Origin of the sequence: Pseudoalteromonas sp. K222D (assembly GCF_017653575.1) — a bacterium.
GTDB lineage: Bacteria > Pseudomonadota > Gammaproteobacteria > Enterobacterales > Alteromonadaceae > Pseudoalteromonas > Pseudoalteromonas nigrifaciens.
On record NZ_JAGGDL010000001.1, the window covers coordinates 64525 to 79285 of the forward strand.

Consider the following 14761-nt stretch of genomic DNA (forward strand, 5'->3'; position numbering starts at 1 on the left):
AAGATCCGGTTAAATTATAAGCAGCGTTATGCTTGGGAACTAAGTAAACGCTGTTTTTTATCTAAATATTTACGAACGGCTTTTGCAGCTACAAAAAAGCCAAAGCTGCCAGTGATCATAGTCACTGAGCCAAAGCCATTATTACAATCCATATTCATACTACCATCGGCATTTTGCTTAGCATGGCAAACACTGCCATCACTGCCTGGGTATACCAGCTGCTCTGTTGAATATACACAATCAATATTAAACTTACGCTTAGGGTTATTACTAAAATTATATTGCTTGCGTAAAATATAACGCACTTTAGCTAAGAGTGGATCTTGGGTAGTTTTAGCCACATCGCCAAACGTAATTTGCCCCGGATCAGTTTGCCCACCTGCGCCGCCGGTAGTAATTACAGCTAGTTTATTGCGTTTACAATGCGCAATTAATGCCGCTTTTTCTTTCACTGCGTCAATACAATCAATAACATAATCAAAGCCCTGAATATGCTCATGAATGTTATCTAAAGTAATAAAGTCATCAATCACCTGCACTTCACATTGTGGGTTAATTAACTCACAACGCGCTTTCATCGCCTCCACTTTAGCTTGGCCAATGGTGCCGGTAAGTGCGTGTATTTGTCTATTTACATTAGTGGCACAAATATCATCTAAATCTATTAGGGTTAATTTGCCAACCCCAGTGCGCGCCAATGCTTCTGCGGCCCAACTACCAACACCACCAATGCCAACAACACAAAAATGTGCCTGCTGTAACCAGTCAAACTGTCGTTGTCCGTATAAACGTTTGATCCCGCCAAAACGTATGTCTGTTACTTTTTCAGTCATTTACCAATCCAGTTGCCATGGTGTTTTCCATGCTTGAAAATCTTGATGTTTAATTAATTGTGTAAACTCATCCCCATTATCGGGTAAAAGAGTAAATTGTATTTGCTGCTCATTCCATAAGAAATCAAGCGCAAATGCATGCAAGTAAGTACGTGCGCTATGCGCACCTGCATAAGAGGTATCACCTAATATAGGTGCGCCTATACTTTTTAGCGCTACTCTTAATTGGTGCGTTTTACCTGAGTAAGGTTTTAAAATATACCCCCTAAAACCGGGTTTATAACTTACAGAATAAAAACGACTAATAGCAGGATTAGCTGTTGTTGTAAGTAACTTAAAAGTACCACGGCGTGATTTTGCCATATCGCCTTTTATCCAACCCTGCTTTTTTTTAGGCTTGGCGTCGCTAATAGCCAAGTAAAACTTATTAATTGTGTGCTCAGTAAACATTTGCGTAAATTTAGCGGCGGCGAGTTTATTGCGCGCTAAAATAAGCAAGCCTGAGGTCACTTTATCGAGGCGGTGTACTGCAAAGAGTTTTTCATTTAATTGCTGCTCTGCTAATACCACAAAACCTGCGGCGTCTTCTGAATGAAAATTCAGCCCTGCAGGTTTTGCTAAAATATAAAAGTCGCTATGACTATGCACAACTTTTAAATAGGCTTTATTCGTAATGCTCACGCGTGTTTACTTTGCAAATAGCTAATTACTTTAGCTAAATCTTCTGGCGTATCGACACCCGCTTGTGGAGTAATATGCGCTTGCTCTATTTTAATATTGTAGCCATGGTAAAGCACACGTAATTGTTCTAGTGATTCTAGCTGCTCTAGCGGCGACACACTTAGCTCAATATATTGCTTAATAAAACCAGCTCGGTAGGCATAAATACCCACATGGCGTTGAAACGGCGTTAAATCCAGCGTGCTCTGCTCGCCCATCATGGCGCTACGATCAAACGGAATACTGGCACGCGAAAAATACAATGCATTTTTATTAATATCGCTAACGACTTTAACTGCATTAGGATTAAAAACGTCTTCTTGCTCTTCTATCGCTACACTTAAAGTGGCCATAGGTGCAGTTGATTCATTTAATAACGTGGCAACTTGAGATACATTTTCTGGTGCCAATAATGGCTCATCACCTTGCACATTAACTACAATAGTGTTGTTATCAAGCTTAAGTAAATCAACAACCTCTGCTAAACGTTCCGTGCCTGACTGATGATCTTCACGCGTCATTAATACATCACTTGTAAAGGTACTCACAGCATCAAATACTTTTTGATGATCGGTCGCAATAACAACTTTACTCGCACCCGATAAACAGGCTTTTTCGTAAACATGCTGGATCATTGGCTTACCACAAATATCGGCTAGTGGTTTGCCTGGTAAACGGCTAGAAGCGTAACGCGCAGGAATAACAACTACGAATTCCACTTTTGTACCTCATCAAGTGACAATTCACGCGCTTCATTTTCAAGCAATACTGGAATGTCATCGATAACCGGATACGCCAACTTAGCGGCTGTACTTATTAGTTCGCTGTTTTCTTTATCAAAACGTAATTTACCCTTACATACTGGGCAGGCGATAATTTCGAGTAATTTTGTATCAAAGGCCATTGAGGATCCCTTTATCTTTTAATAATGAATTTAATTTGTTTATAACGCTATCGGTAGGTTGAGCATCCACTGGTAAGTAATACCAATTTTGTTTTGCAAAAGCACTACACTTTACAGCATCTTTTTCGGTCATTAACACATTTTCATCACCAAACTGAGTAAAATCATCAGCTGTGTATGCATAATGGTCTCGATAATGATGGGTTGATACTAAGGTAATGCCTTGTGCTTGTAATGACTGCTCAAAACGCAGCGGATTACCAATAGCACTCACAGCGTGGGCTGTTAATATAGGCTCTGTTAGCGTACTATTATTGAGCACAGATTTTAAAGCTGCAGGCTGCAAATTATAACGTTGTGGGTTGTTGCCGCCATTTTCTATCACTAAATCAACGCTCTTTAAACGCTTTTTAGTTTCGCGAAGCGGGCCTGCTGGCATTAACAAACCGTTGCCAAATTGACGTGCACTATCAACAATACAGCATTCAATACTACGTGCCATTTTATAATGTTGCATGCCATCGTCAGATATAATTACATCAATAGCAGAGATTTGTTCAAGTAATTCTATATTTTGTTGTCTGTTTGGGCCAACCGCTATGGGGCACTGCAAACGATGATATAAAAGTATCGGTTCATCGCCCGCCTCAAGCGTAGTACTGTTATGATCAACAAGCAATGGATATTGCTTAGCATGCCCGCCGTAGCCTCGGCTAATAATACCTACAGATAAACCTTGCTGAGTTAAATGAGCGTGTAGCCACAGTACAAATGGCGTTTTACCATTGCCGCCAACACTAATATTACCCACTACAATTACAGGTGTTTTGCTACTAAATTGCGTTAGTATACCGCATGTATAAAGCCATTTACGTAATGTTGATATTAGCCAAAACAGTGCAGCTAAAGGCAGTAATAATATAGTAATTAAACTGACAGGCTGATACCAGCTTTGTTCAATTTTGCTCACCCTTGCTCACCAAATTGCATTTTGCATAATGCTGAATAAGTGCCATTATTTGCCAGTAAACTTAAATGATCGCCACTTTCAATAACACTGCCATTATCTATAACATAAATTCGGTCGCTATTTTCTATCGTCGATAAGCGATGCGCAATTACAATCGAGGTTTTGTCTTTCATTAATGCCTCGAGTGCTTGCTGAATTAGTTTTTCTGATTCAGTATCGAGCGCAGATGTTGCTTCATCAAGGATTAAAATAGGCGCATCTTTTAATATTGCACGAGCAATAGCAATACGTTGGCGTTGACCACCAGAGAGCATTACCCCATTTTCGCCAACCATAGTATTTAGCTGCTCTGGTAAGTCTTTTACAAACTCCCATACATGCGCTTGCTTGGCTACTTTTTCCAGTTCTTGCTCCGATATTTCACGCTGTAAACCGTAACAAATATTATTGGCAATGGAGTCGTTAAATAACACCACTTGTTGCGACACTAGCGCAAACTGACGACGTAAATCGGTTAGCTTATAATCATGCAGTGCAATGCCATCGAGTAAAATTTCACTAGGCGCTTCTAAATCATAATAACGTGGCAATAGGTTAGAAATAGTAGATTTACCTGAGCCCGAACGCCCAACTAAAGCAATGCTTTCACCCGCTTTAATCGTTAACGATAAATTGTTTAATACCGGCTCATCTTTAGTTGGGTATTTAAAGGTGACATTTTTAACTTCAATCAAGCCTTTTACTTTATCTACGCTTACAGTACCTGTGTCTTTTTCTACTTCCTCGTCGAGTATTAAAAACACACTTTGCGCGGCTGAAACTCCTCGCTGCATATCACTGTTTACATTAGCTAGCTGTTTAAGCGGGCGAAGTAACATCATCATTGATGAAATTAATACTACAAAGTCGCCTGAGCTTATGGTGTCAATCATCGAAGGCATTGACACAACCCATAAAATAACCGCCATAGCGCTGGCAGCCAATACTTGAATGATTGATACACTCAAGGCTTTAGTTGCGTCCATTTTAATTCGTTGCTGACGATTATGATTATTTACTTTTGAAAACTGATCTATTTCTTGATTTTGGCCACCAAAACCATGGATCACTTTATGACCGCTTAGCATTTGCTCTGAGCTACGAGTAACTTGCCCCATAGCTGATTGAATACTTTTAGAAATGTGTCTAAAGCGCTTTGACACAACAGTGACTATGACAGCAACTAAAGGAATAATAACTAAAAATATCAGCGATAATTGCCAACTGGTATAAAACATAACTGCGAGTAAAAACACCACAAAAGCGCCTTCACGCACTACAATTAATAATGCCTTGGTAATAGCTTGTTGTACTTGTTCGGTATCAAAGGTTATTTTGGAAATAAGATCGCCGGTGGAATTTTTATCATGAAACGATACCGGTAAATGTAGAATATGTTCAAACAACTCTTGGCGCAGCGAGCGTACAACTTGTGAGCCTACATAACTCAAACAATAAGACGACATAAAGTTAAATACACCACGCCCTATTACCAAAGCAATAACTACAAATGGTGCATATTTTAATACATCAGCATTGCGCTCATTAAGACCTTCGTCAATAAACGGCTTCATAAGCTGAATAAATAAAGCATCCATACCTGAATACCCTATCATGCCAATAATAGCGACGATGGCGACTGCTCTGTACGCACCAACGTAAGAAATAAGACGTTTATAAATTTGTGTAGTACTTTGATCCATAACACTCTCTTTATACAGTTACAGCCCCTATTGTATCCTCAGGGAGGCTAAAACAAAACGTCAATCTTTAATAAACCAATAACTTTCACGCTCTCTCGCCGTTTCAACATGCAGATTAGTACTATAAAATTTAATTCTAATTTGTCCTTGCTGCCCAGTAATATATTGCGCAGCGCCAATTTTGTTAAACCGCGCAACCACTTCATCATTAGGAAAATGCCATTGCCCTTTGTAAGCACTCGAATGCACCACAACTTTAGGGTTAACAGCCGCAATAAACTCACTACTTGATGAAGTGCCACTACCATGATGCGGGCTTATTAATACATTGCTTGCTAAATTATATCCTGCGGCAATTAGTGCGTGCTCTCGTTGCTTAGAAATATCACCAGTAAAAAGTACACTGTGTTGCGCGCTACTAATTTTAACTACGCAGGAGTCATCGTTGTTATTGTTAAAAGTAATTGAACTAAACGTTTGTATTTTAAGCCCATAAAAATCCATAGTCATGGTTTTACATAAACTCGGTATACCATTTGGATGAAAAGTACTGAGAGTCGATTCAAAGCCTGCCTCAATAAAATGTTTAACTCCTCCTGCATGGTCTTTATCTTGATGGCTTAAAATAGCGGTCGCAACATTCAGGTTATTAGCTTTTATATACGGCAGTAAAATACTACGTGTACGGCTAAAGCGGTTAAAATAACTAGGGCCAAAATCATAAATTAATGCATTGTTATCTTTTTCTAACAACACCATCAAACCATGGCCAACATCAAATATGTTTACTTGCCAATCACTTTTGGAAGTAAAGTAACTATCAACCAGCAATACACTTAACGGGATACAAGCAAGCCATTTAAATTTCACTAAATACAGTAGTAGCATGGTTACATAACTAAACATTACTATATCTAAAGTAATTGTTCCTACATTAAACCAACGCCAGCCTGGCGGTATTGCCATTAATTGTTGATACAAAAAATACAATACGGGGTCAAATAACGACACTATCAGGCTCATATCAATAACACTGCTCAATATCGCAACCACTAATAATAATGGCATAATGATAAAGGCGAGCAACGGAATAGCGATTAAGTTCAAGACTAACCCTGCCAAACTCACACCATTAAAAAAGTATAACGACAAAGGCAATAAGCCTATAAATAGTGCCCCTTGTATAGCACATAACATGCCTACTTTAGCGATAACAGAGGCCTCCTTAAAGGGTACTTTTGTAATAACAATAAAGATGATAACCACAGCTAAAAATGAAAAATACAAACCAGGATTTAATACATTAAAAGGGTTAATCATTAAAACTAAAACCAAGGCGTATAAAATACTGCGCCAACGTAGCGATTGTTTAGCTAGGTAATACAATAATAAGTAGCACCCTAACATTATTAAAGCCCGGGTCGCAGAGACAATAAAATCGCTTAAATATACATAAACAAAAGCCGCTATAAAGCCCATTAAGCTATAACAAGTTGCAAGGTTAATTGTTTGTTTTATTCTAATTCTGGCGTGGCTTACAAGTGAGCGTGTTACAAAAAAAGCAAAGCCAAAAACTAACGAAATATGCAACCCAGAAATTGCCAGTAAATGGCTTAACCCCAGCGTTTGCATGGTCAGCTTTTGTTCAAAGTTCATTAAGGACTTGTCGCCCGTCAGCAGCGTATAATAAAGCCAGTTAAGCTTAGACTCTTTAAATATGTGTTTAATATAGTGGCGATAAGCTATAACGTGTTGGTTTCTTTTTGTATCAGTAATAATTAAATTTTTATTGAGTACTTTGCCTTTAAAAAATATTTTTTGTGTAAATGCATAAAGTTGATTGTCAAAAACAGTAAAATTTTTTGTGCTTCTAAAGTTTTTTAAATGTGCGTGAGCACTGAAGGTTGCGCCTACTTCTAATATTTGCGCTGAATCAACACTTAACATAGCACTGGGGGCAGTAAAATAAGCGTAATCTTGCTCATCAAGCTTAATAATTTTTGCTTTTATATATTGCGGAGCATTAGCTGATACAACGTCTTCAACAACTAACTTTACTGAATATGCATACTTTTCACCCTGCGCTGGTAGCTCAAACGAGTAAAAAAGTGTGAAATGCACTAAGATAGCAAAAATAGCGCAAATAAAGCCTAACAAAACATTTGAAAACGGCTTAAAATAAGCACTCGCAATTAGGATTGAAATTGTGATGAGTATAAATTCGAGGGTTTGAAAATAAAATACGGTTGCAATACTTCCGCACACAAATCCAAGACTAATCCACATTGATGTAAATGGTTGCTTTAAATGGCTAAAAAAACGATCCAACGATTTTTACCCGATCCAAATAAAATTAGGCATCACAAATCACTTAAAATATTTGGCCGTTTGTTACAAGACGCGAACCTTTGGCATTTAAATAGACGCTCTGCGCGTGGTGCATTTGCTGTCGGGTTATTTTTTGCGTTCATCCCTGTTCCTTTTCAAATGGTCCTAGCTGCAGCAACCGCTATAGTGTTTAGGGTAAACCTGCCCATTTCAGTGGCCTTAGTGTGGATAACTAACCCCGTTACCATGCCACCTATTTTTTACTGCTCTTATCTTATTGGCACCCTAGTACTAAACCAGCCAGAACAACATTTTTCCTTTGAAGCAAGCTGGCCTTGGTTTATCGAAAGCTTAACGACTATTGGTCCAGCATTTTTAGTTGGCTCCTTGGTGTCGGCATCAGTTGCCGCGATTATCGGCTATTTTGGAATAGATATTGTTTGGCGGCGTTCAGTTAGAAAAGCATGGTTAATACGTAACAAGTAGCCAATAGTTATAATGACTATAGACAAAAAAAGCCCAACTTAACAAGTTTGGGCTTTTTTAGTTTCTCGGCTTAAATTTTCGATTTAAATTCTATTAAAATCTAAATACTCGTCTAAACGCAATCAGTGGTAATAATAAGAATCCATACCAAGAGAAGCTTGCAGAGCGACGCTCATACACTTCGGCATCAGGTGGTGCGCAATCTTCTATCGTGCCATTAGGTATTGGCGAAAGCTTTACTGCTACAGCAACACTTTCATATTCAGTTTTACCGTTAACATCGGTTACAACTTCACCTAATGAGTTACGCTTTTCAACAGTTTTAGTGGCCACACCAAATATTTCATTGTTTTCGTTAATCACTTTAGCTTCACTCATGCTATAGCTATAACTACTTGTACCGTCCATGTCGTAACACGGCAATAAGTCATTTAAATTAGTGATTTTATCATCACCTATTTTATAAATGAACGCAGCTGATCGACGTGAACTATCAGAAATACCAACCTCACCTTCGCCAACAATATAACCTTGATTATTTATACTGTTACCGTATGAGCTTGAGCTCGTAAAATAGCTATCTGGATAAACGGTAGTACCTGTTGCTATATCATGATAGAAAAACTTATTACGTAAGGCACCATCAACACGTCTTGTGGCATAACCTGTCACAATATTATTATCGTTAATTGCTAAAGATTTACCACCTTGCCAACCGTCTGGTTGATTTATAAATTCAACCGCTTTGCCATCTTTAAAATACACCGGCATGGTTATAATAGTAGTATCTTTATCATAATAACGCGTGTTCGATACACCTGCTGCAATACCGTTCTTATTAACCGCGAATGCATTACTAATAAACGCAAAGTCAACTTCGTCTTCATAAGGAGTAAAGGCTAAACCTAGTACCTCGGTAGACGTGATATTAAATGCGTTATCAAGCGTCCATTTAGTTGCTTGCTTATTAAATATCCCACGGGTTGTTTGATTATTAATAACTTCAATACAGGTTGAAAATGGCTGATATTTATCATCACAGTTATCAGTAATATTGGTTTGACGCGTTTGCGGTATACCAAGTGACATATTACCAACAACAATATAACCATCTGCGGTTTTTACAATATCAGAGGCTTGGCTAGTACCACCATATTCACTAAATTGGGGTACTAAAGGAACTTCCATACCGCTTTCAGATATAACAATACCGCGCTCTATAAAGTCACGGGTAAACCACGGTTTAGGATCAGTTTCGTCCTCTATAGTAAACTCTATTTTATCAAAAGGAGCACTACCCCAACCAACTGTAGTGCCATCTTCTGCAACAGCGTTGTAAAAGTTAGTCACAGAGCGGGTAACGCCTGGGTAATCAGGCGAGTTTATATCAAACAAAGTTTGCTCAACAGCAGCGCCGCTATCATATTTTATTGCCGTTAGTGAGCTTAACTTTTGAAACTGATAATTAGCCGACACATTAGCTAAAAAACGAATCATGAAGCTATGCGCATCTGCATTTGTTGCTACAGCATTGTTTTTTTCTATGTCTTCTAACGTAAAAGTAATCTCTTTATCACTAAGCTCAAATGCATTAACTTCATTAGTGTAAGCGTTTTGAATTAAACTCAGTGAAAAATCAATATGCTCAATATCTACAGGTAAATTATATAAGCCATTAGCTATACCTATAATATGACCACTTTCACTTACATCGGTAACATAAGAATATTTCGCGCCTTCAAGTGCACCCAATTCCGTTAATTGATAAGTCGCACTTAATGCTGAAGTACTCATTGTTGCTAAAATACTGGCAGCGAGTAATTTATATTTCATTTTAGTCCTTACTACTGATTTTTTAATTCTTCAAGTTCTTCCCAGCGCGAAAACGCGGCCTCAAGGTCTGACTCAAGTTTTGCCAAATGGTTCAATGCCTTAGCCGTTATATCACTGTCTTGCTTAAAAAAATCAACATCACTAACTATGGCTTGTTGAATTTCAACATCGGCTTCGAGTTGTTCCATTTTATTAGGCAGTTGCTCTAATTCAAGTTTTAATTTGTAAGAGAGTTTATTACCTTTAGCCTCTGCTTTAACTACTGGCGCAGCAGGGGCTTTTTCAACTTTTTTAGTTGCTTGCTGTGGTTGATTTTTTTGTTGCTCTGCTAAGTAATTAACATAGGCTTCGTAATCACTGTAGCCGCCAACAATATCAGTAATCTTGCCATTACCTTCAAATGCCCAAACACTAGAGCAGGTATTATCAATAAACTCACGGTCATGGCTTACTATTAATACTGTGCCTTGATACTGATTAATAATATCTTCCAAAAGCTCTAATGTTTCTATATCCAAATCATTAGTTGGCTCATCGAGTACCAATATGTTTGACGGTTTTAAAAACAGTTTAGCCAATAACAAGCGGTTTTTTTCACCACCCGAAAGCGCTTTAACTGGTGTACGGGCACGTGCTGGCGGGAACAAAAAGTCTTGTAAGTAACCTAATACATGGCGCGAGCGACCACCCATCATTACTTCTTGCTTACCTTCAGCAACGTTGTCTTGTACTGTTGCTTCTTCATCTAATTTTTCACGGTATTGGTCAAAGTAAGCAAATTCTAAATTAACACCTTGCTTAGTTTCACCGCTATCTGGGGCTAGGCTACCAAACATTAATTTTAATAACGTTGTTTTACCAATGCCATTAGGACCAACTAAACCAATACGATCGCCGCGCATAACCAAGGTTGAAAAGTCATCTGCAATCACTTTATCTTTAAATGCATGACAAAGATGCTTAGCTTCAAATACCAATTTACCCGAACGATCTGCGGTTTCAATATTAAAGTCTGTTTTACCTACTTGGTCAACACGTTGTTTACGCTCGTTACGTAGTTGCTTAAGTTCACGTACGCGCCCTTCATTACGGGTTCTTCGTGCTTTAACACCTTGGCGTATCCACGTTTCTTCTTCGGCTAAACGCTTGTCGAATAAAGCATTTTGGCTTTCTTCAACTTTTAAGTCGTGGGCTTTTTGCTCTAAATAAGTAGCATAGTCGCCAGGGTATGATATTAATTTACCACGGTCTAAATCTAAAATACGCGTTGCAACAGCACGAATAAAGGCACGGTCATGCGATATAAATACAATGCCGCCTTTAAATTCTTTTAAAAATTGCTCAAGCCACATAACACTTGCCATATCTAAGTGGTTAGTAGGCTCATCGAGTAATAATAAGTCTGGCTCACTAACCAGTGCACGAGCAAGTGCAACTTTACGTAACCAACCACCTGAAAGTGACTCAAGCTTAGCATCAGGTGTTAACTCTAATTGGGTTAAAACAACTTGAATGCGACTGTCAAAACGCCAGCCATCAACCGCTTCTAATTGGTTTGATAAACGCTCAAGTTTATTTAATAACTTATCGGTACATACGGTTTGTAGCTCTGTACTCACATGATGAAAATCAATCAGTAAGTTGGCAATTTCAGGCATACCTTGAGCAACATAATCAAATACAGTGCCGCTTGCGCCTTTTGGTGGATCTTGTTCTAAACGAGAAATTCTTATACCGCCAAGCTGGTTTATTTCGCCATCATCTAATAAAACCTCACCATCGAGTACTTTTAATAACGTTGACTTACCAGCACCATTTCGACCTACAACACACACACGCTCGCCACTTTCAATCACTGCATCTGCTTTATTAAGCAATGCATGAGTACCAAAGGCCAGTTGTGCTTTTAAAATTCTAATTAAATCCATAATTCTTCTTTGCTCTTATTCTGCTTGCGCTAAAAATTCACGCACGTCTAGTGCAGTAAAAGGCCAAAATAATTGTTGGCCTTGCTCACTTTTAAATACCGGAATACTAACCTGATAATCAGCAATAAGCTGATCATCAGTCATAATATCTACTAGCAATAATTCATTGTGGCTATTAACTAATCCCTTAATTAATTGCTCAGCTTGTTCACACAAATGACAACCATCTGTGTGATATAAAATCCACTTAGCCATGGGTAATTAACCAGCTATTATGAATTTTTTTATTACGCTTAAAATCAGGCGATAAGGTTTTGTCAGAAATATTAACCGCTTTTAAGCCCAAGCCAATTAAACCCACTTCATCCATAACAAAGCCACGTTTGTTATTAGAAAAAATAAGCGTACCCGACGGGCTTAATATTTTTTTAACCCAAGTTAATAACTTAATATGATCGCTCTGCACATCAAATGCATCTTTCATACGCTTAGAGTTTGAAAACGTCGGGGGATCTAAAAAGATTAAATCGTACTGCGCCGTCGCATGCTCTAGCCACTTTAAGCAATCTGCTTGCTCAAAACGGTAGCGAGTATTACTAATATTATTTAAATCAAAGTTGTCTTGGCCCCATTTTAAATAGGTTTTTGACAAGTCAACCGTGGTAATTGCTTTAGCGCCACCAAGTGCTGCATGTACTGACGCTGTACCTGTGTAGGCAAATAAGTTTAAAAAGCGCTTATCTTTGACGTTTTCTTGAATATAACGACGCATTAAACGGTGATCTAAAAACAAGCCAGTGTCTAAGTAATCAAATAAATTCACTTTAAACTTAGCGCCAAACTCTTCAACCACCATAGTGCGGTTTTGTTTAGCCATTGGCGTGTATTGCTCTTCGCCTTTTTGCTTTTTACGTACTTTTACAGCAATATTCTCTGGTGCTATTTTGAGTTGTTCAGCGGTTAAGCTGATCACATCTTGTAAGCGTTTTTCAGACGTTTTTTCATCAATTTCTTTCGGGGCTGCGTATTCAAAAATAACCGCTGAGTCACCGTAAATATCTACAGCAACGTTGTACTCAGGAATATCAGCTTCGTATACACGGTATGCTGTAATTTCGTTTTGCTTAAGCCAGTTTTTTAAACCCTGCTTGTTCTTTTTCAATCGATTAGCAAAAGACATTGAACCTTCAAAATTCAGCGCTTTTTTATCATCGGTTGTCAGGCTTACTTGTTTGTCATCAAGTTGATACAAGTTAAGTTCAACATCTAACGGGCCATTTTTAAATTTATAACGTTTCAGCCTAACCAACTTTAACAGCTTAAATAAGCTCTCATCCATACCCAGTAAAGCAAGCTTCCAATGATTGAAGTGCTTTTTAAAGCCCACGCCTAAATTACGATGTAAATCTACAAGCTCAGCCATAGAACCAATACGCTCACCATAAGGTAAGTTAGATATAACTACGCCAGGTAATTTAGCCACTGCGGTTAGTTTAGTTGCATCACTTTGTTTAAACTTAATAATATCGTCTAGCTCAGCACGTTTTGCGTTATCAATTGCTTTACCTAATACTTGAGCGTCGTAATCGTGGCCAATGAGCCATAATTTAGGGTCTATAATATTGCCCAGCAATTCTTCTTTTAGCTCTTTAAATTTCGCAGCTCTAAAACTTGGTAAGCGCTCAAATGCAAAGCCTTCGCGAAATAAGCCGGGAGCTTCGTTGCGCGCCATACCGGCAGCTTCAATTAAAATAGTACCTGCACCACAACATGGGTCAAACAAAGGCTGATTTACATTTTCAAGCCAGCCGCTGCGTTTGATTAATGCCGCTGCTAAATGCTCTTTTATAGGTGCTTTACCTTGGCCCTGTCGGTAACCACGTTCAGATAAACGCGGGCCAGAGTAATCTATATACATAGATACGCCATAACGATTTAAACGCGCAACCACACGCACATTAGCGTCTTGTTTATCAACATTAGGGCGCTGCTCGAATAAGTCGTTAAAGTAATCAACTATGGCATCTTTTATAACTAAACCAGAAAACTGTGTATTTTTTAATGAGTCGTTGGTGCCATTAAAGTCGACAGCAAACGTTTGTGTAGGCCCAAACCATTCTTGCCATGGTTGTGAGCGAGCAAAGTTATACAGGCTATTTTTGTCATCTACGCCTTCTTTTTCTTCAATAAGCATAAGCACGCGCGTAGCAAAGCGAGTCGATAAACACACCTTTTGCGCCAATAATGAGTCTGCCTCAAAGCGAACAGAACCAACAGTTTGCTTAGACACAGTTGCGCCAAGTTCTGTTAGTTCATCAACCAATAAATTTTCGATTCCGATAGAAGTAAGTGCGATAAATTGCAAAGTAGTAACCCTTAATAGCTAATTGCGCAGGATTATAACATAGGTTTGCATACAAACACGCCATAAACACGGGCTGAAAATAAAATTAGATTAAGCTATTTGGCTATGAATATGCTGATTTAAGAGAGGATGTACACGATTGTTTAAAACGCGAATGGCTTCAAACTGTACTAATGATAAATTATCATCTAATTGAAAATTTTCACTTAGGTTAATACACACAGATGCATCACTGCTGTGCTCTACAATTAAAAACTCTCCCGACTGCGCTTTAGAGGTTAAATTAATAACGGCTTCAGTACTTGGAGTGCTTCCTGTGTATTGCTCAAAAAACCAACTTTTAGCAAGTACTGGCTTTAATTGAAATTTCACTGCGGTTGCATTGAGTGATATTTGACATAATTGCGCTGGATTCCACAGCTTAAATTGCACAAGATATTGATAAACTTGTTCGTAAAAAGCGGCATCTTCTAAGCTAAAATAAGGGTTTTTAAATGTACTGTCAGTAAGTTGTCTTAACTTATAAGGAGTGCAGAGCTGCATATCTTCATTTAAATCAAGTAATAAGCGGTTTTTTTTGGCGCAAGATATCCACTGCCATTGCTTTGATGCTTGTAACATATCCCCTCCACGCTTAACATTTAAATATAAT

13 protein-coding genes are annotated in these 14761 nt (G+C 38.3%); 1 reads left to right on the forward strand and 12 read right to left on the reverse strand.

Annotated elements, in window-relative coordinates; genetic code table 11:
- Positions 1–26: 26 nt before the first annotated feature.
- Genes tcdA through J5X91_RS00320 form a run of 7 tightly spaced genes read right to left on the reverse strand, consistent with a single transcriptional unit; the run spans position 27 to position 7497 of the window.
- On the reverse strand, positions 27–833 hold the full coding sequence (tcdA, locus tag J5X91_RS00290) for a tRNA cyclic N6-threonylcarbamoyladenosine(37) synthase TcdA (protein ID WP_179807015.1): 807 nt from the start codon (positions 831–833) through the stop codon (positions 27–29).
- Positions 834–1514 (reverse strand): TIGR01621 family pseudouridine synthase, encoded by a 681-nt coding sequence (locus tag J5X91_RS00295; RefSeq protein WP_011328335.1) that lies wholly within the window; start codon positions 1512–1514, stop codon positions 834–836.
- Positions 1511–2272 (reverse strand): 3-deoxy-manno-octulosonate cytidylyltransferase, encoded by a 762-nt coding sequence (gene kdsB, locus J5X91_RS00300; RefSeq protein ID WP_011328336.1) that lies wholly within the window; start codon positions 2270–2272, stop codon positions 1511–1513. The genes J5X91_RS00295 and kdsB overlap by 4 nt, the downstream gene beginning before the upstream one ends.
- Positions 2260–2457: a Trm112 family protein gene (locus tag J5X91_RS00305; RefSeq protein ID WP_011328337.1), complete on the reverse strand. Its 198-nt coding sequence runs from the start codon at positions 2455–2457 to the stop codon at positions 2260–2262. The genes kdsB and J5X91_RS00305 overlap by 13 nt, the downstream gene beginning before the upstream one ends.
- On the reverse strand, positions 2447–3427 hold the full coding sequence (lpxK, locus tag J5X91_RS00310) for a tetraacyldisaccharide 4'-kinase (protein ID WP_208833832.1): 981 nt from the start codon (positions 3425–3427) through the stop codon (positions 2447–2449). Before lpxK ends, J5X91_RS00305 begins: the two co-directional genes overlap by 11 nt.
- Positions 3424–5169 (reverse strand): lipid A export permease/ATP-binding protein MsbA, encoded by a 1746-nt coding sequence (gene msbA / locus J5X91_RS00315; protein ID WP_192531496.1) that lies wholly within the window; start codon positions 5167–5169, stop codon positions 3424–3426. The genes lpxK and msbA overlap by 4 nt, the downstream gene beginning before the upstream one ends.
- A 60-nt stretch (positions 5170–5229) precedes the next feature.
- Positions 5230–7497: a DNA internalization-related competence protein ComEC/Rec2 gene (locus J5X91_RS00320; RefSeq protein WP_208833833.1), complete on the reverse strand. Its 2268-nt coding sequence runs from the start codon at positions 7495–7497 to the stop codon at positions 5230–5232.
- Between J5X91_RS00320 and J5X91_RS00325 the strand changes: the two genes are divergently transcribed.
- Positions 7477–7983 carry a DUF2062 domain-containing protein gene (locus tag J5X91_RS00325; protein ID WP_011328341.1) on the forward strand — a complete coding sequence of 169 codons (507 nt, stop codon included), beginning with the start codon at positions 7477–7479 and terminating at the stop codon, positions 7981–7983. The two genes, J5X91_RS00320 and J5X91_RS00325, sit on opposite strands and share 21 nt — an antisense overlap.
- 93 nt (positions 7984–8076) lie before the next feature.
- Here J5X91_RS00325 and J5X91_RS00330 read toward each other — a convergent pair whose 3' ends face one another.
- The 5 genes from J5X91_RS00330 to J5X91_RS00350 form a co-directional block, all read right to left on the reverse strand.
- The gene (locus J5X91_RS00330; protein ID WP_208833834.1) at positions 8077–9816 is read right to left on the reverse strand and encodes a DUF3466 family protein; all 1740 of its coding nucleotides are present in this window, start codon (positions 9814–9816) and stop codon (positions 8077–8079) included.
- Between the two features lie 11 nt (positions 9817–9827).
- Positions 9828–11744, reverse strand: coding sequence for an ABC transporter ATP-binding protein (locus J5X91_RS00335; RefSeq protein WP_011328343.1), 1917 nt, complete (start codon positions 11742–11744; stop codon positions 9828–9830).
- Positions 11745–11759: 15 nt separating this feature from the next.
- A complete protein-coding gene (locus J5X91_RS00340) occupies positions 11760–11999 on the reverse strand; it encodes a glutaredoxin family protein (RefSeq protein ID WP_041454446.1) in 240 nt (79 codons plus the stop codon).
- The gene (gene rlmKL / locus J5X91_RS00345) at positions 11992–14109 is read right to left on the reverse strand and encodes a bifunctional 23S rRNA (guanine(2069)-N(7))-methyltransferase RlmK/23S rRNA (guanine(2445)-N(2))-methyltransferase RlmL (RefSeq protein WP_208833835.1); all 2118 of its coding nucleotides are present in this window, start codon (positions 14107–14109) and stop codon (positions 11992–11994) included. The genes J5X91_RS00340 and rlmKL overlap by 8 nt, the downstream gene beginning before the upstream one ends.
- A gap of 90 nt (positions 14110–14199) precedes the next feature.
- Positions 14200–14730: a cell division protein ZapC gene (locus tag J5X91_RS00350; protein ID WP_058373499.1), complete on the reverse strand. Its 531-nt coding sequence runs from the start codon at positions 14728–14730 to the stop codon at positions 14200–14202.
- Positions 14731–14761: the final 31 nt, after the last annotated feature.